This is a genomic window from Acinetobacter sp. PW68 (assembly GCF_020982655.1).
GTDB lineage: Bacteria > Pseudomonadota > Gammaproteobacteria > Pseudomonadales > Moraxellaceae > Acinetobacter > Acinetobacter towneri_A.
The window spans coordinates 906,377-924,573 of the sequence record NZ_JAHZSX010000001.1 but is presented as its reverse complement, the minus strand read 5'-3'; the positions used below and the strand labels follow the sequence as shown (position 1 = coordinate 924,573).

The 18,197-nt window shown below is 41.0% G+C and carries 19 protein-coding genes and 1 pseudogene; 10 read left to right on the top strand and 10 right to left on the bottom strand.

Annotated elements, in window-relative coordinates; all coding sequences use genetic code 11:
• Nucleotides 1–68: 68 nt before the first annotated feature.
• A complete protein-coding gene (grxD, locus tag K1T76_RS04385; protein ID WP_230244247.1) occupies nt 69–410 on the bottom strand; it encodes a Grx4 family monothiol glutaredoxin in 342 nt (113 codons plus the stop codon).
• A gap of 161 nt (nt 411–571) precedes the next feature.
• Here grxD and K1T76_RS04380 point away from each other — a divergent pair, with 161 nt between their 5' ends.
• Complete coding sequence (locus tag K1T76_RS04380; RefSeq protein ID WP_230244245.1) at nt 572–1,783, top strand: aspartate aminotransferase family protein; 1,212 nt, start codon at nt 572–574, stop codon at nt 1,781–1,783.
• 77 nt (nt 1,784–1,860) lie between these two features.
• Here K1T76_RS04380 and K1T76_RS04375 read toward each other — a convergent pair.
• From K1T76_RS04375 to surE, 3 genes and pseudogenes are all read right to left on the bottom strand, one after another.
• A pseudogene (locus K1T76_RS04375) lies at nt 1,861–2,771 on the bottom strand (LysR family transcriptional regulator).
• A gap of 96 nt (nt 2,772–2,867) precedes the next feature.
• Complete coding sequence (locus tag K1T76_RS04370; protein WP_230244243.1) at nt 2,868–3,695, bottom strand: peptidoglycan DD-metalloendopeptidase family protein; 828 nt, start codon at nt 3,693–3,695, stop codon at nt 2,868–2,870.
• Nucleotides 3,696–3,801: 106 nt separating this feature from the next.
• On the bottom strand, nt 3,802–4,578 hold the full coding sequence (surE, locus tag K1T76_RS04365) for a 5'/3'-nucleotidase SurE (protein ID WP_019837651.1): 777 nt from the start codon (nt 4,576–4,578) through the stop codon (nt 3,802–3,804).
• 211 nt (nt 4,579–4,789) lie between these two features.
• Here surE and K1T76_RS04360 point away from each other — a divergent pair, with 211 nt between their 5' ends.
• The 9 genes from K1T76_RS04360 (at nt 4,790) to K1T76_RS04320 (ending at nt 12,378) form a co-directional block, all read left to right on the top strand.
• Complete coding sequence (locus K1T76_RS04360; protein WP_026438185.1) at nt 4,790–5,161, top strand: MCR_0457 family protein; 372 nt, start codon at nt 4,790–4,792, stop codon at nt 5,159–5,161.
• Nucleotides 5,162–5,476: 315 nt separating this feature from the next.
• Nucleotides 5,477–5,869 (top strand): MCR_0457 family protein, encoded by a 393-nt coding sequence (locus K1T76_RS04355; RefSeq protein WP_230244241.1) that lies wholly within the window; start codon nt 5,477–5,479, stop codon nt 5,867–5,869.
• A 116-nt stretch (nt 5,870–5,985) separates the two neighbouring features.
• Nucleotides 5,986–7,134, top strand: coding sequence for a D-alanyl-D-alanine carboxypeptidase PBP5/6 (gene dacC / locus K1T76_RS04350; protein ID WP_230244239.1), 1,149 nt, complete (start codon nt 5,986–5,988; stop codon nt 7,132–7,134).
• Nucleotides 7,135–7,239: 105 nt separating this feature from the next.
• Nucleotides 7,240–7,770, top strand: a complete 531-nt coding sequence (locus K1T76_RS04345) for a gamma carbonic anhydrase family protein (protein ID WP_230244232.1) — start codon at nt 7,240–7,242, stop codon at nt 7,768–7,770.
• A gap of 70 nt (nt 7,771–7,840) precedes the next feature.
• A complete protein-coding gene (locus tag K1T76_RS04340; RefSeq protein ID WP_019837656.1) occupies nt 7,841–8,326 on the top strand; it encodes an NUDIX hydrolase in 486 nt (161 codons plus the stop codon).
• 4 nt (nt 8,327–8,330) lie between these two features.
• Complete coding sequence (gene mnmA / locus K1T76_RS04335; protein WP_230244230.1) at nt 8,331–9,464, top strand: tRNA 2-thiouridine(34) synthase MnmA; 1,134 nt, start codon at nt 8,331–8,333, stop codon at nt 9,462–9,464.
• A 12-nt stretch (nt 9,465–9,476) separates the two neighbouring features.
• Entirely contained in the window at nt 9,477–10,208 is a 732-nt protein-coding gene (gene hflD, locus K1T76_RS04330; RefSeq protein WP_004971659.1) for a high frequency lysogenization protein HflD, read from the top strand.
• A 55-nt stretch (nt 10,209–10,263) separates the two neighbouring features.
• Entirely contained in the window at nt 10,264–11,652 is a 1,389-nt protein-coding gene (gene purB / locus K1T76_RS04325; RefSeq protein ID WP_019837658.1) for an adenylosuccinate lyase, read from the top strand.
• 90 nt (nt 11,653–11,742) lie between these two features.
• Nucleotides 11,743–12,378, top strand: coding sequence for a DUF2238 domain-containing protein (locus K1T76_RS04320; RefSeq protein WP_230244228.1), 636 nt, complete (start codon nt 11,743–11,745; stop codon nt 12,376–12,378).
• A 63-nt stretch (nt 12,379–12,441) separates the two neighbouring features.
• On the opposite strand, the gene K1T76_RS04315 is transcribed toward K1T76_RS04320, so the two are convergent.
• The 6 genes from K1T76_RS04315 to pstC form a co-directional block, all read right to left on the bottom strand.
• Nucleotides 12,442–12,681, bottom strand: a complete 240-nt coding sequence (locus tag K1T76_RS04315; protein WP_230244226.1) for a hypothetical protein — start codon at nt 12,679–12,681, stop codon at nt 12,442–12,444.
• Between the two features lie 27 nt (nt 12,682–12,708).
• Complete coding sequence (locus K1T76_RS04310) at nt 12,709–13,170, bottom strand: hypothetical protein (RefSeq protein WP_230244224.1); 462 nt, start codon at nt 13,168–13,170, stop codon at nt 12,709–12,711.
• A 109-nt stretch (nt 13,171–13,279) separates the two neighbouring features.
• Nucleotides 13,280–14,242, bottom strand: coding sequence for a protease SohB (sohB, locus tag K1T76_RS04305; protein WP_230244215.1), 963 nt, complete (start codon nt 14,240–14,242; stop codon nt 13,280–13,282).
• Nucleotides 14,243–14,458: 216 nt separating this feature from the next.
• Entirely contained in the window at nt 14,459–15,385 is a 927-nt protein-coding gene (gene pstB, locus K1T76_RS04300) for a phosphate ABC transporter ATP-binding protein PstB (RefSeq protein ID WP_230244213.1), read from the bottom strand.
• A gap of 15 nt (nt 15,386–15,400) precedes the next feature.
• A complete protein-coding gene (gene pstA / locus K1T76_RS04295) occupies nt 15,401–16,789 on the bottom strand; it encodes a phosphate ABC transporter permease PstA (RefSeq protein ID WP_230244211.1) in 1,389 nt (462 codons plus the stop codon).
• Complete coding sequence (gene pstC / locus K1T76_RS04290; protein ID WP_230244203.1) at nt 16,789–18,168, bottom strand: phosphate ABC transporter permease subunit PstC; 1,380 nt, start codon at nt 18,166–18,168, stop codon at nt 16,789–16,791. Before pstC ends, pstA begins: the two co-directional genes overlap by 1 nt.
• Between the last annotated feature and the right edge of the window lie 29 nt (nt 18,169–18,197).

Sequence of the window (18,197 nt, the reverse complement as noted above, 5' to 3'; positions counted from 1 at the left end):
GGCGCTTTTTTTATATCAACTTTTTTGTACGGATGACTTGGGTTTGATTTGACCCAAGTCCAATACTTTTAAGCTTCAGTTGCTGGGCTATATTGCTCTACCAAAGGTTTTAACTCACCTTTTTGGAACATATCCAACATAATATCGCTACCACCAATCAGCTCGCCATTAATCCACAATTGTGGGAACGTTGGCCAGTTCGCAATTTTTGGCAAAGTGGTACGAATATCTTGGTTTTCTAAAATATTCACATAGGCAAAAGGACGACCAATTTGACTGAGTGCTTCTACTGCGCGCGCAGAAAAACCGCATTGTGGAAATTGTGGTGTGCCTTTCATATAAAGAAGAACAGCATGTTTAGCAATTTGTTCACGAATTAACGCTTCGGTATCACGTACTTGTTCAGTCATTGGTAAATCCTCAACTCATCTGTGTGGCATTATACCCAAAACCGAGCAAAACAGTACGTCTAAAGCAATAAATCCAATTTTATTTACAATTAGGCTTTCCATCTGCAGTAGATTTTGCTTATATAAGTTTTTTCCTCCAACCTAACAGATAAGAGTTAGTCATGAATAACATTACCCTTGCTCCTGTGCAAACTGATCAACCATCACATTTGATGCCTGTATTTGGCCGTCAGCCGATCAGCTTTGTCCGCGGTCGAGGTTCTTATCTTTATACTGAAAATGGCACAGAATACTTAGATGGACTTACAGGCATTGCTGTATGTGGTTTAGGTCACGCACATCCTGCGATTACCGAAGCAATTGCCGATCAAGCGGCAACTTTAATTCACACCAGTAACTTGTTTGAAGTGCCATGGCAAACTGCTGCTGCACAAAAACTGGCTCAAGTTGCAGGCATGGAAGAAGTGTTCTTCTCAAACAGTGGTGCAGAATCTAACGAGGGTGCAATTAAAATTGCACGTAAGTTTGGTCATATGCAAGGCGTTGCTAACCCTAAAATCATTGTTGCCGATCATTCTTTCCATGGTCGTACCTTGGCAACCCTCTCTGCAACAGGCAATAAAAAAGTTCAGGAAGGTTTTGCACCGTTGGTTGAAGGTTTTATTCGTGTGCCTTTTGGTGATATCGAAGCCATTGAAGAAGCTGCGATTCAGCATCCTGATATTGTGGCTATTTTAGTCGAGCCGATTCAGGGCGAAGGCGGTGTGAATACTGCTCCACAAGGTTTTAGCTACCTAGAAGATATCCGTCGTATTTGTAATCAACACAACTGGCTGATGATGCTGGATGAAGTACAAACAGGAAATGGGCGTACAGGTAAATTCTTTGCTTATCAGCATACCAACATTGTGCCTGACGTACTGACCACCGCCAAAGGTTTGGGCAACGGTTTCCCAATTGGCGCGGTGATGACGCAAGGTCGCGGTGTAGGCGTTCTTACTGCAGGAAATCATGGTTCTACCTATAGCGGTAGCGCGCTTGGTTCACGTGTCGTTTATACCGTGATTGACACCATCCAGAAAGAAAACCTAGTAGAAAATGCAGCAAAAATGGGTGGCTATATTGTGGAACAATTGCGTCAGCAATTAGCAGACCAAAATGTAAGCGTGCGTGGTTTTGGCTTGATGATTGGGATTGAATTACCAAAACCATGTGCAGAATTGGTCGATATTGCCCGCGATGAATACAAAATGATTATTAACGTAACTGCAGGTTCTGTAGTGCGTTTATTGCCAACTTTAAACATTACACAGGCTCAGGCAGATCAAATGATTGAACGCCTTGTAGTAATGATTAAAAAATTCTTGGCTTAAATAATTTGCTAAAAAAAGCCGCAGTTAAAACTGCGGCTTTTTGCTAACTCATCGATCAAGCACATTATCAACATTCATTAAGATGCTTCTTGAAACACTCGCCCACTTGGCAATTGAGAAAAATATTGTTTTAAGGCTTCCAAACAACGATGTACTTTCATCGGTTGTTGCTCATGTTTGGAAATGATTGCATATAAGGTAAATGCAGGTAATATCGACTCAGGCAAAATTTCAACCAAATTGCCATTGAGCAAATCTTTTTGAATATCCAAATACAAAATTCGCGCAAGCCCATGCGCTTGCATACACAAAGATTTAGACATCAATACATTATTGGTCGATAGACGCGAGTCCAACTCTACCTCACATTTTCTAAAATTCTGATATGCTTAAAATTGAGTTGCGGAAAATTTTTCAACATGGTTAATGCAATGAACTCATGATGTTTTAAATCTTCAGGTCGTGAAATAAGTGCAGTTTGATTTAAATAGCTAGGTGATGCGACTAAAATTTGGTCAATATGTGCAATTGGAATCACATGCTGGTTTTGATCTTCAATTTTTGGGCTCATATGCAGCTCAATACCAATGCGACCATCAATCAGATCAATGTGTTGATTGTGGATTCTAAATGCACAGATAAGCCTCGATGGGCAGATAGCTAAGGAGAAAGTACGGCAATCACATGATTCGCGCCTAATTCTGACGTGGTGGCAATACTTAAATCACCCACCAAATCATCTCTAAATTCATTAATGCGTATTTTACCACGCTCAGCAGCAAGCATTTCTTGACAACTGGGTAAAAAAACTTGTCCTACTTCAGTCAAATTCAGTTTTCTAGTAGAACGATACAGAAGTCTGACTGTTTATCTTGCTCTAGTGAACGGATTTATTGACTGACAGCACTGGTGGTGATCCCTAGCACCGCTAAAGGTGTTTTTCAACAACACAAGCAAATAGACCCATTGCTCGTAGTTGATCTAACATCAATTCCCTCTAAAAATTATAATCGTTGCCTTCATCTATAGATAAAAGCAACTTATTATATTATAAGGTGAAATTTATAGTTTGTATTCGTGAAATTTAATTTATTGGTAAAACCTGAGTCGGATTAATTGGCTTGCCATCTAGACGTACCTGAAACTCCAACATGGTACGTGTTGCACCTGAAGAACCCATTTCGGCAATTTTTTGACCTGCAGTCACATTCTGACCACTGCTCACATTCATCTTACTGTTATGCGCATAAGCAGTAATGTAACCATCAACATGTTTAATTAAAACTAAATTACCATATTCTTTCAGACCATCGGCTGCATAAACCACTTGGCCATCGGCAGCGGCATAAATTGGATCACCGACATTGCCACCGTAACGAATACCTTTAACATTAGTTGCTAAATTAAAATGCTCAATGATCGCACCTTGCGATGGTTTCACCCAACGTAATGTGCTGCTACTCACAGGTGTACTTGGTGTCGTTGAGCTGCTGGTTGTGGTGGTAGTCGATGTTACCGGTGCAGGTGTTACAGGAGTCGTCGGCAAAGTGACTGTTTGACGCTGAATTGGTGCGGCCTGCGTTACAGGGCGTGTGGTTGTGGTACGTGGTGCATTACCGCTTTTTAGGCGAATAGACTGCCCGACATAAATACGATAAGGCGGTGCAATATCGTTCATCTCTGCAATGCTGAGGTAGCTCAAACCATAACGCGCGGCAATACCACTTAAAGTATCACCCGAACGTACAGTATAAAAATTCGGCGCTGTGGCAAAACGTGCAGAATTATTTACTTGAGGTTTAGAGGCACAACCACTCAACACAATGGTAGCAACAATAGCACTGGATAAAACTAAGGTTTTCAACAATCCTGTTGGTGTGCTAAATAAACGATATTGAAACACCACGGGCATTCTTTCCTCTCTACAAATTCTAAATACTTTCTATTGCGCTTAGAGTAGCAAAAAAGTCCTTGAAATGAGGCTTACAAGCTACTTTTTCACAAAGTTATAACATTAGTTAGCCAATTGGGGGAAATTGACTGTGCAATGATTGCAAAACGTCATAATTAGTGGCGTCCATCTGAATTGGCGTCACGCTGACATAGCCATTCGCTACCGCAAAAAAATCGGACTCAATTTCTGTTAAGCCTTTTTTCGGTGCAGCCACTGCCTCGCCCGATAAACCAATCCAATACACTTGACGTCCACGCGGATCGACCTGACTGGTAATAGGTTTGGACTGGGTGCGTTGCCCTTGATACGTTACTTTTGTGCCCTGCAAAACAGGCACATCTGGAATATTGACATTAAAAATATGACGAGCTGGTAAACTTGGCAAACCTTGAGCAATAAAGTCATGCACCCACTGCGCTGCCTGCATATAATCTTGTGGATGCTGATAAGCACGTACATTATGCCCTGCAAGTGATACCGCAATCGCAGGCTGTTTCATCAAACGTCCTTCAAAAGCCGCACCAACTGTGCCTGAGTAGAGCACATCATCCCCCAGATTTGCACCACTGTTAATGCCGCTGACCACTAAATCAAACTCAAAATCGAACAATCCATTCATCGACAAATAGACACAGTCTGCAGGTGTGCCATTGACTGCCCAAACATCTTCAGAAATTTGCACAGGGCGTAATGGTCGGTCTAAAGTCAGTGCACTCGAAAAACCACTGCGTTCACTTTCGGGTGCGACAATCACCACACGACCCAAAGGTTTTAGGGCTTGCGCCAAAGCTTGAATACCGGGTGCAAACACGCCATCATCATTGGCTATTAAAATATTCACAGAAAAATCTCAAATAAAACAAATATAAAGGTTATTTACGAAAATATAGCAATGTCGTTTCAATCTTAAAGTTGTTTATGATTGTCTTATGCCTAAGCACATTTCATAAGCACACGACAACAAAATGACTGATCAGCACATTTCATTGAAATATACAAAAGATTATATATATTTAGCGCTTAACATCCACCCAAAAATATATGTGATTCTCATGATTTTAGCTTTACCATTTCGTCGTTTATTGGGTCTAGGTTTTGCTGTTGTAATGACTCAAGCTGTTGTTGCCAGTGATCTAACGGCTGAAGAAGCCAATACGATTGTGAAAGAAGATGTTGCCGCAGCACAAGTCATGACTGAAATGTGTCCTGCATTGATTGGCAAAAATGCAAAATTAGATGCCAACATTCAAGCACTGATTCAAACGTATCTACAAGACTATTCTGAATCCAACATGACGCTTGCCAAACTACAAGCCGATGCAGAATATCAAACAGTTTTAGCAGAAGCGCGTGAAGCAGCAAAAGATACAGCCAAAGAAGAGCAAAAAGTGGTGTGTCAGGAAGCTTTAGAATTGGCACTTTAAATCACATGATTTAAATACTATTTTGGGCCTGTAAATAATTTGCATGTTCACCTTTTAAGGCAAACGCTCAGCGTTTGCCTTAAATTTTATGCTTAGTTTTATATCGGATATTTATCCACCCCTCATTTACACCTGATATCAAGCCACAAAATTTCAAATTTCAGACCTCAATCTTCACATTTAATACATGAATTGCGCTCAGATCACACAGCTTTAATACATTTTCACTCTTTCAATTCTGAAATAAATGAATCATCTTATAAGCACTTAAATGAATCTCAAGATTCTGTTCAAACCATATTTAAGGTATTTTATATGCTATTTTCTGGCTTAAAAAATTCACGTGCAATTCATTTTTTTGGCGCAGTTGCGCTCAGTTTGGGTTTAAGTCAAGCCGCAATTGCGCAAGAAGAAAATATTGAAGTGACACCATTACAACAAGTGACTCAGCAAGAATTGGCAGCTATTTACGTGTTATCTGAAGTTTGCCCTTCGCTAGTCAAAGAACAAAATCAATTTCATCAGGGTTATGCAAAACTTGCCCAAGAATATATGCCTAAAGAAAAAGATGCTGTTGCTGCCTTAAATAAACTTAGCAAACAAAAAAGCTTCCAACCAATGTTAAAAGAAGCCCGTGCCGATGCCAAAACTGCGGGAACAGCCAAAAACAAAGCAATTTGCCAAGAATTGACAGCATATAGCCGATAATACAATTTGGTTACAATACTTTTATCAATAAGCCGATATCTCCCATAGAAGTCGGCTGAGCTTTGCCCTAAAATGCTAGCTCTTTGTGCATACATCAAGTATTGGAACCCCTTAGAATGACCCGAAAAAGCGCCCTTGCTGCATTATTACTATTACCAAGCTTTTCTTATGCAGCAACTGTCTTAGCCACACCACCAGAACTCAATAACAAATCATACGTTTTGATGGATTATGAGACGGGACAAATTTTAGCTTCAAAAAATGAAAATGAAAAACTCGCCCCTGCCTCAATGACTAAAATGATGACCAGTTTCATCATTGAACAAAAGTTATTAAAAGGCGAACTCACGGAAGATGAACAAGTCCGCATGAATGAGTCTGCATGGTGTCGTGGCAGCAGCACAGAATCATGTATGTATGTTCCTTTAAATGGCACTGCAACCGTACTTGAAATGCTGCGCGGGATTATTGTGCAATCGGGCAACGATGCATCTAAAGCCATGGCTGAGCACATTGCAGGTAATGAAGGCACGTTCGTTCACATGATGAATGAAGAAGCCAAACGTATTGGCATGAGCAACACTCAGTTTATGAACTCTACGGGTATGCCTGCCGATGGTCACTTTTCTACCGCAAAAGATATGGCGACTTTGGCACAGCACATCATCCATGACAGCTCAAAATACTACCCAATTTATTCTGAAAAAGAATTTTCTTTTAATGGAATTAAACAAGGCAATCGTAATGCCCTGTTATATACCGACCCAAGCGTAGATGGTCTAAAAACAGGTCACACCAATGAAGCAGGTTATTGTTTAACCACTTCAGCTAAACGTGGCCCAATGCGTTTAATTTCGGTAATTTTTGGTGCGCCTACCATGCAGGCTCGTGCAACTCAAACCCGTGAATTACTGGCTTGGGGTTATGCAAACTACGAAACTGTTCGTGTACAGCCTGCCAACCAAGTCTTGGCCAAAGCCAAAGTATGGTACGGTAAAAGCAAAGAAGCTCAAATTGGTTTACCAGAAAACTTTAACGTGACCATGCCAAAAGGCAAAGCCAACCAAATAAAAACCCAATTGGTGGTTCAACCTAAATTGACTGCACCTTTGAAAAAAGGTCAGGTGATTGGTAAATATGTAGCGACTTTAGATGGTAAAGTGATTGCTGAAAAACCGTTGGTGGCTTTGCAAGAAGTGGAAGAAGCTGGTTTCTTTGCTCGTATGTTAGACCATATCAAACAATTCTTTAGCAACTTATTCTAAGATTTATACCTTAGACTAAAGCGCAAAGCACACATGCCCGCCTGTGTGCTTTTTTATTTTATACTGTCCTTAATCCCCAATTTATAAGCTAAAGATTTGTGCATTATGAAAAAAAATGTGCGTGCTTATTTAGAGCATACTCCAAAAATTGACGCAAGCTGTTATGTAGATGAATTGTCAATTGTGATAGGTGATGTGCATTTGGCTGCCAATGTATCGGTTTGGCCTTTTGCCGTAATTCGTGGTGATGTCAACCATATTCGAATTGGTCAAAATTCCAATGTGCAAGATCATGCCATGCTCCATGTCAGCCATAAAAAAGCCGACAAACCTGAAGGTTCACCTCTGATTATTGGCGAAGATGTCACGGTTGGGCATGGTGTGACCTTGCACGGCTGCACCATTGGTAATCGGGTATTATTGGGCATCAATACAATTGTTTTGGATGATGTCATTATTGAAGATGATGTGATGATTGGCGCAGGGTCTTTGGTGCCACCGCGTAAGCGTTTGGAAAGTGGCTATTTGTACGTGGGTAGTCCTGTGCAAAAAGTTCGCCCTTTAACTGACAAGGAAAAAGAGTTTTTACCTTATTCTGCACGGCACTATGTAAAAGTAGCGGGGAATTATCAATAATCCTCTATTAACATAGCCACATCCCCCTAAATTTTGTAGAATATGCGTTTTACCCCATGGGTGCTTTTCAATGACCGCTTGGACTGCTCACGTTACTGTCGCCACCGTTATCGAAAAAAACGGAAAATTTCTGTTTGTTGAAGAACATACAGAGGGTGTGACGCATAGCGTGTTTAATCAGCCTGCAGGGCATGTTGAAGCAGGCGAAAGCTTAATTGAAGCCGCAGTACGTGAAACCATGGAAGAAACTGGGCATCTAGTTCAAATTAAGGCATTACTTGGCATTTATAGCTATACTCCGCCCATGTTTCCTGACCGCACCTATTACCGTTTCTGCTTTCTAGCCAAATCTCTGCAACACGATGTTCAAGCCCAGCTTGATCCCGATATAATCGGTACTGTGTGGATGTCTGCAGATGAACTGGCTGAATCGGCACGTGCCCGAAGTCCGTTGGTAATGAAAGCAGTGCAAGATGCACTCAGTGGTCAGTCTTATCCTTTATCGCTCATTTACGAGCACCAAAATTCTCCCTTGATTTCTAATTTGGATGCCTAATCCTATGCAACAACGTGTCATCGTCGGTATGTCAGGTGGTGTAGATTCATCTGTTTCTGCTGCACTTCTACTTCAACAAGGTTATCAGGTTGAAGGACTTTTCATGAAAAACTGGGAAGAAGATGACGGCACTGAATATTGTACCGCAATGGAAGACCTTGCCGATGCGCAAGCGGTGTGCGACAAGCTCGGCATTAAGTTGCATACAGCCAACTTTGCGATGGAATATTGGGACCGAGTTTTTGAGCATTTTCTTGCCGAATATGCCGCAGGACGCACGCCAAATCCCGATATTTTATGTAATAAAGAAATTAAGTTCCGTGCCTTTTTAGATCACGCCATCAATTTGGGTGCAGATTTTATTGCTACAGGGCACTACGCACGCCGTGGTGAAACGCAATACAACTCCAAAGGCGAAGCCTACGCTCCACTGTTACGTGGTTTAGATAAAAATAAAGATCAAACCTATTTCTTACATGCAGTGCATGGTCGTGAAATTAACAAAACCCTGTTCCCTGTGGGTGAAATTGAAAAACCACAAGTCCGAAAAATTGCCGCAGAACTCGATTTAGTTACCGCCAAGAAAAAAGACTCGACAGGGATTTGCTTTATTGGCGAACGTCGTTTTAATGACTTTTTAAAACAATATTTGCCTGCTCAAGCTGGAAAAATTGTTTTAGACAATGGTAAGGAAGTTGGTGAACATCACGGCTTAATGTACTATACGCTCGGTCAGCGTGGTGGGATTGGCATTGGCGGCTTAAAAGGCGTGGCCGAAGGCGCGTGGTTCGTCCTGCATAAAGATATTGAAAACAATCGATTAGTGATTGGTCAAGGTCACGAACATCCACTCATGCAAAGCACTATTTTATGGAGCGAAGCAATTGATTGGGTTGCAGGTGAACAAGAAATTCCAGCCTCGGGCTTCCGTTGTACTTGCCGCACTCGCTATCGCCAAGATGATCAAGATTGTGTAATTTTCAATGATGACAGCATGCCTGGCGGTGTACGTGTGGAATTTGATGAACCACAACGTGCAGTCACTCCTGGTCAAAGTGTCGTATTCTATTCAGGCGAAATGTGTTTAGGCGGTGGTGTGATTCACCATACCAATGCACCTAAACCCGATTTTATTTAAGGATTGTTTTGGATGACAGAGTTACCGTTTCAACAGTCACCAACTCTGAATGTTCGCCAAAATCGTGCCTTGGCGTTAGCGGGTGTGTTTCAAGCGACCCAGCTCACGCACATGACTGCACTCACAGGCAGACAAAGTATTGGTGAAAGCGGTAACTTTTATTTTGAGCAATTAATTAAAGCCAGTTTAAATATCCGTCCAAGTAGCAATCACAGTTCACAAACTTTGGATTTTTTTAATCATTTGGCCGATATTTCTTTGGGTTTAAAAACGCTAGAAAGCAGTATCAACCAGCCTTTTAATACAGCCCCTAAATCGCGTTTACCTAAATTATCCAATACTAAATTACCTATGTCATATGCGATGGCTCTCTTACAATTAGAAAAAAAAGTGTATAGCAATCCTAAATACGTCGAAATTATTGAGCAATCCCAGCAAAAAATTTTAAAACAACTTTCATTTTTTGATCATAACTATTTGCATCCCAGTATTATTGCCAATTTAGCCCAAACCTATGTCGATACTGCGGGACAGATTAACCCGCGCATTATGGTACGCGGCAATGCAGAAGCATTTAAGGATTCTGCACACACCAACCGAATTCGAGCTTCGCTTTTTACAGGCTTACAAATGGCACACCTTTGGCGTCAACTTGGTGGCAGTTCATGGGGCATGGTATTTAGCAAACGTAAATTATTACGTGATATTCAAGATCTGGCGCGTTTACAGTATCAGGTGGTTTAAACCATGCTGAACACGCTTTTGTTTTAGGTTTAATTCCAAAGTTTAAGGAATCGATATGAACGCTTTAACCGCACTTTCGCCATTAGATGGGCGCTATGCAAGCAAATGTGATGCTCTCCGCCCTTTCCTATCTGAGTTTGGTTTAATCCATGCTCGTGTGACTGTTGAGGTGCGTTGGTTACAAGCGCTTGCCAATCGTCCTGAAATTACCGAAGTGCCCGCTTTCAGTGCGGCAACCAATGCTGCATTAGATGCAATTGTTGCAGATTTCTCTGAAGATGATGCCAATCGCATTAAAGAAATTGAACGTACCACCAACCATGACGTAAAAGCCGTTGAATATTTCTTAAAAGAAAAGATTGCCAACATTGATGAATTGAAAAATGCAGGTGAATTTATACACTTTGCTTGTACTTCAGAAGATATTAACAACTTGTCACATGCGTTAATGCTCAAAAATGGTCGTGAAGTATTGGTTGCAGCGATGCAGCAAATCATTGATTCGATTGTTGCATTGGCAGAAAAACACGCCGATCAACCAATGTTGTCACGTACTCACGGTCAAACTGCAAGCCCGACAACGTTGGGTAAAGAAATGGCAAACGTGGCATATCGTCTGGCACGTCAAATCAAACAGTTCAAGCAAGTTGAGCTTTTGGGCAAAATCAATGGTGCAGTAGGTAACTATAACGCTCACCTTTCTGCATATCCAGAAATCAACTGGCCTGCGCACTCTCAAGCATTTGTAGAATCTTTAGGTTTAAGCTTTAACCCATATACGACTCAAATTGAGCCACACGACTATATGGCAGAATTGTTTGATGCGCTACGTCGCTTCAACACTATTCTAATCGACTTCAACCGTGACGTTTGGGGCTACATCTCACTTGGTTTCTTCAAGCAAAAACTGAAAGAAGGTGAAGTTGGTTCTTCAACCATGCCACACAAAGTAAACCCAATTGACTTTGAAAACTCTGAAGGTAACTTGGGTATCGCGAATGCAGTCTTGGCTCACTTAGGCGAAAAATTACCCATTTCTCGCTGGCAGCGTGACTTAACTGACTCGACTGTATTGCGTAACATGGGCGTTGGTTTTGCACAAAGTTTGATCGCTTTTGAAGCTTGCTCTAAAGGTATTGGTAAACTTGAATTGAACGCGCAACGTATTCTAGAAGATTTAGACAATGCTCAAGAAGTATTGGCTGAGCCAATTCAAACCGTTATGCGTCGTTATAACATCGAAAAACCATACGAAAAACTAAAAGCCCTTACACGCGGTCAAGCCATGACACGTGACATGATGGTAGATTTCGTGAATGGTAACGAGTTGGAAGGCGTTCCTGCAGCAGATCGCGCACGTTTAGCAACAATGACACCTGCAACTTATACAGGTAATGCAGCTGAACAAGCGAAACAAATTCAAGATTTAATTGCTAAAATCTAAGTTGTAAAAGTGGCAACCTAATACAAAAATGCGAAGCTTCGGCTTCGCATTTTCATTAGAATAAAACAAATCTTCCAACTTAAACATCACATGGAAAATCAATTCCGCATTCAACATTACTGTGCTTTAGGCTTGGTTATACTCGCCATGCTTGTTGCCAGTATTCAACCACTGGAATTTGAGTCTTATTTACTACATCAGGCAGGCACAGTTTTTATGCTCGCGGCTTTACTGATTGCATTTAAAAAAGTAGGACTGAATTTTTCTAGCTTTGTGCTGTATTTAATATTTTTACTAGTTCACATTGTCGGGGCACATTATCTGTATTCTTATGTGCCCTATAATGATTGGATTTTGCACAGCTTTGGATTTAACTTAGATCAGAGCATGGGCTGGTCACGCAATATGTATGACCGCTTTGTGCATTTGGCTTATGGTATTTTGCTCTACCCTGTTTTATTGCGCTTGTTTGAAGTCTGGTTTCCAAAAAACAAACCGATCGTTTTATATCTTTTAGTCATTCAATTTGTCATGGCAAGCAGTTTGATTTATGAATGGGTGGAATGGCTCATTGCGCTTGGCTTATCGCCTGAAGATGCTGAAAATTATAATGGTCAGCAAGGTGATATTTGGGATGCACACATGGATATGCTTTTAGCAACGATAGGGGCAATGTTTGCGGGTGTTCTAATGTGGATTTCACAAAAAAAAAGCTCATTAAAGTGAGCTTCTTAGATCGTCCTGAATTAAAGTTTGAATCATGCAATTAATTATCTTCATATTTTTCAATTATGGAAGTGGACAATATCGCTGCCAATCATCTTTCATTTTTTGCAATTCATTACCAGTCAATATCTCAATATAATAAATAAAATAGGTGGCATCAGGATATTGAATCTCATGTCTGTACATGACTCCACGTAGAGAAACAGAAAACTCTTCTGGGAAGTTATCCGCTTTATTCAGCTCTTCAAATTCATAGTTAAAGTAACAATTTTGCGTTGCAAGATATGCTTCAGCGACAGCCATATTTCTGCTCTAATCATAAAATATACTTTATTTTATCTGATTCGCTTCAATACTGGTCTGTATTTCGGTGGGTTCAATCCATTTCAGCAGCTTAGATTCTGACAAATGTGGGTATTTAAACCTGTCCAAGTATTCAAAGCAGACCTTGTGTCCTTTCGGCACTTTCTCTAAGTTCTGGCCAAACAACAAATGCCGACTGTATTTATCACCCTCAAATCGAATACTGACACGCTCAAATGCTTCACGACGACGAACCTTATGTAACTGATAAAACTGCACTACGCCACAGTGCTGAGATGCAATCACAGGTGAATCATTTGGCTTTAAAACACCATACAATAGAAAAATGCAGACACTGGGTAGAAAGCTCAGCCAAAATAAAACTTTCTTTGAATCATGGTTAATGAGTTTGTTTTCAGCATAGAGCATTGCGAACATCGGAATAAACACGATGCTTAAGAATCCCAGTAACAAAATAAACGTAAGCATATGCGTCCAGGATAAATCAAACTACTAGCCTTATATCATAATGATTTGATTTGAAGAAATAAAAAAGCCCACAGAAGTGAGCTTTCCCTATCATTTGTAGAGGAATAAATTAAAGTTTCGGATCACGCATTTGGACTAAGCTTGAATTTGCTTTACTTAAACTTTCTATGACTTTATTCATTACAGTTGGAATCAGACTATCTGCCATTTGTGCAGCTTGTAAACCCAGCTTTTCACCCAAAGTTGGCTTTTTACGAGTTTGAATCACATAGATATCATGCTGTGGCAACAAACTCAGCAAATATTCATCTGAGGTTTCCAACTTGTCTATCAAGTTTAGCTCCAACGCATCCTGACCATACCAATGCTCACCTGTTGCCACTTTTTCAACATTCAGTTGTGGACGGTATTTTTCAACAAAGTGTTTAAATAGCACGTGAGTTTGTTGTAATTCTTCTTCAAACTTAGCCTTGCCTGCTTCGGTATTTTCACCAAACATGGTCACGGTGCGTTTATATTCACCTGCGGTGTACATCTCAAAATCTATATTTTTTTCTTTCAGCAAACGATTAAAGTTCGGTACTTGTGCCACTACTCCAATAGAACCCAAAATGGCAAATGGCGCTGACACAATTTCTGAACCAATGCATGCCATCATATAGCCACCACTTGCCGCAACTTTATCGACACAAATGGTTAAATGAAATCCTGCATCACGTAAACGTACCAATTGCGCAGCAGCAAGTCCATAGCCATGTACCATGCCACCAGGGCTTTCTAGGCGCACCACCACACGGTCACGACCTGCTTTTGCTGTTGCCAAAACCAAAGTGATTTCTTCACGTAATTGCTCTACTGCTGATGCGGCTGTATCGCCTTTAAAGTCAAGTACATAAATTTTTTGATTGTTCTTTTTACGGGCTCGTGCTTCACGTGCCATTTGTTGGCTAAGTTGCAACAACTCAAGTTTAGATGCCGTAGTTTGCGCAATTTTTTTTCGTTGTTCGTTAATTCGCGCATTTAAATGGCTAATACGAATTTCGGCAGGTAATTTAGGTAAATGAAATAACATAGATCCGCAATTCTCAATTTTATTTGTGCTTAGCTTAAGATGAGGGCTGAACTTAAAAATTCAATATCACCTTGTTGATTTGCTTAATTTAATCGATTTTAAATCTCATTACCGTTTAATTTGTGCAAAAGCAAAATCATGCTAGGTACTAAACATTCGTCATAAAAAAACCGCAAATCGGTTTGATTTGCGGTCCTTTTATACAGATTTTGAAAATTAACCAAAACGACCTGTAATATACGCTTCTGTTAATTGATGGTCTGGCTGAGTAAATACTTTTTCAGTTGCATTCACTTCAATCAAATCACCTAAATGGAAGTATGCGGTACGGTCAGATACACGCGCTGCCTGTTGCATTGAGTGCGTTACAATCGCAATCGTATATTGAGTAGAAAGTTCAGAAATTAGCTCTTCTACTTTTGCTGTTGCAATTGGGTCAAGTGCCGAACATGGTTCATCCATCAAAATTACTTCTGGACTTACCGCAATGGTACGCGCAATACAAAGACGTTGTTGCTGACCACCAGAAAGACCTGTGCCTGGTTGATTCAAACGATCTTTCACTTCATCCCACAAACCTGCTTTACGCAAGCTGTTTTCTACAATTTCTTCTAAATCGTACTTATCACGTGCTAAACCATGCAGTTTAGGGCCATAAGCCACGTTTTCAAAAATTGATTTCGGGAATGGGTTTGGCTTCTGGAACACCATACCCACTTGCGCACGTAATAACACCACGTCAAGGTTAGGGTCATAAATATCTTGGTTATCCAACATGACTTTACCCGTTACACGGCAGCTATCAATGGTGTCGTTCATACGGTTTAAAGTACGTAAGAATGTAGATTTACCACAACCTGATGGACCAATGAAGGCAATCACTTCATTTTCATAGATATTTAAATCAATACCTTTAATCGCTTCAGATTCACCATAGTACACATGCACGTCACTGGTGCTTAACTTTACATTTGAAGATTTCGCTTCTTTTTTGCTCGAAGTTTGCGTATCAAATTTTGAAACAAACGAAGTCGTTGATTGCTTCTGTTCTACATCTGTAGATGTAAATTGGCTTTGTTGTGGATTCACTTGTTCATCCTGTTCTAAGGAATTCGGTTTCTCTGTGCTTGCTACAGTATTCATATTCTTTGCCCTCAATTACCAGCGTACTTCAAACTTCTTACGTAACCAAATTGCAAGGCTGTTTAAGCCAATCATTAGCGCAAGAAGAACGATAATGGCTGCAGCGGTACGTCCCTCGAAGAAGTTACGCAATTCATTACCCTGCCATAAGAAAATTTGCACAGGTAACGCAGTAGATTGATCAAGTGGAGTTGCTGGTACACTGGCAACGAAAGCACTCATACCAATTAATAACAATGGTGCGGTTTCACCCAAAGCTTGTGCAACACCAATAATTGCACCCGTTAAAATACCTGGTAATGCAAGTGGGAGTACATGGTGAAATACAGTTTGTAAACGAGAAGCACCCAAACCTAAAGCAGCTTGACGAATAGACGGTGGCACCGCTTTTAATGATGCACGCGTGGTGATAATCACGGTTGGTAAGGTCATTAGACTGAGTACCAAACCACCAACCAATGGTGCAGACAATGGTAAATGCATCCAACCAATAAAGATCGCAGCACCTAACAAACCGAATACAATAGAAGGTACAGCAGCCAAGTTATTGATGTTCACTTCAATAATATCAGTAATCGCATTTTTTGGCGCAAATTCTTCTAAGTAAATTGCCGATGCAACACCAATTGGAATCGAAATAAAGATCACAATGAGCATCATGAATAATGAACCCATGAATGCACCCGCCAAACCAGAAGTTGCTGGAGAACTTCGTGAGTCTGGGCTAACAAAAATATTGGTATTGAAGGTACTTTCAATAATACCTTGTGACTCTAACTTGTCTGCCAATTGACGTACTTCAGGGCTTAACTGTTGCTGCTCATCTGGCAAGCTACGGTCAATATTACCTTCTAACCATACATCTACGTTAGCATCTGCAAGTACTTTAACATCTTTAGTTTGACCAATCAGTGATGGATCAGCCAACACCATGTCACGTACACGGTACGCTTCAGAACTGGTATATAAATAGCCAAGATCATCACGCTGTGCTTCTAGCGCTTTATCTTTAGCAATAATGCCGTTCACAATGAGGGCATCCCAATCGACCATGCCCATTTCAGTTTGCCACGCAATCATACGGTCTTCGTATTGAGCTGGTGACTCACCTGCAATTGCTTTCGGTTTTGGACCTGCATTCACAACTGCTGGATCGAAATAAATTGGAAGGCTCATGCTGCTTTGCCAAAATGCTGGCAAGCCTTTGGCCAAAATACTGCCAAAAAGCAACACGACAAAGAATAAACCTGCGATAACTGCCGACAGCCCCATAATACGGAAAGTTTTTTCCTTACGATGACGCTTACCCAATGAACTGGCGATGGTTTTTTTACGTTGTTCACGTAATTCGGCAGCAGCTTGTGGATCTAACTGATCCAAAGACGATGTATTTGAAGTACTCATTAGTCGTATTGCTCACGATATTTACGCACGATGTATAGTGCAACAATGTTCAAACCTAAGGTAATCACGAACAGGGTCAAACCAAGTGCGAAAGCAACCAATGCCTGCGGACTTGCGAAATCTGTATCACCTGTTAATTGGTTCACAATCGTAATCGTAACCGTAGATACCGCTTCTAATGGGTTTGCGTGTAGTAAAGGACTATTACCTGCAGCCAACACCACAATCATGGTTTCGCCAATTGCACGTGACGCAGCAAGTAAGAATGCACCAATCACTCCTGGTAATGCAGCTGGCATCACCACGCGACGAATGGTTTCAGATTTGGTTGCACCCAAGCCTAAAGAACCATCACGCAGCGCACGCGGCACTTGCGTAATAATGTCATCAGACAATGAAGATACAAAAGGAATAATCATGATGCCCATCACTAAACCAGCGGTTAATGCACTCGTGGCATTAATATCTAGTCCAATGATTGCACCCGCAGTTTTAAGGAACGGGCCGATGATCATCATGGCAAATACACCGTACACAATGGTCGGAATACCTGCTAAAACTTCAATGGTCGGCTTTGCCCATGCACGGAATTTAGGCGATGCATATTCTGCAAGGTAAATGGCGATCATTAAACCAATAGGTACTGCAACCAATAAGGCAATACCACTCACCATCAATGTACCCCACAGTAATGGAAGTAAACCATAACTGCCATCTGCACTACCCGAGGTGCTAAAACCAGGATTCCAGACTGTACCAAAGAAGAAATCCAGTGGGCTGACGAAACTAAAGAATCGCATCGCTTCACTGAACATAGACATCACAATACCAATCGTAGTTAGAATCGCAACACCAGAACATAATGCCAAAGAAATGTTGATGATTTTTTCAACTTGGTTACGTGCGCGGAATTGTTGTGAAATACGTTTCTTTGCCCACAGCAAACCAAATAAGGCCGCACAGATCACCACCGCAAGTTTGGCATAAGAACCAATGGTTTCAATTTTCGCTAATTGCTCTGCCGCTGCAATTTCGTATGCAGCAGGTGTATCACTCACACCAAAACCAGATGCAATGGCTTGTACGCGATCAACCAAAACACTTGTACTTGCAGGGTCTAGGCTTGCAGCAATGTGCGCTGGCACATTATTTATTACCACTTGCTCTAGAATACTTGGCTCTACCAAGTTCCAAACAATCAAAATTAAAAAAGCGGGGATACCACACCATAATGCTACCAACGCGCCATAATATCCTGGGCGTGAATGTAACATTGCAGAGTTATTTCCCTTACCTGCTAGGTTACGGCTCTTGCTTAACCCGATTTGATAGGCTATGGCGATAATGGCCAATAACACACCTATGAGTAGCAGATTCATGTATTCTCCACTGTTTTTTCAATTTCAGT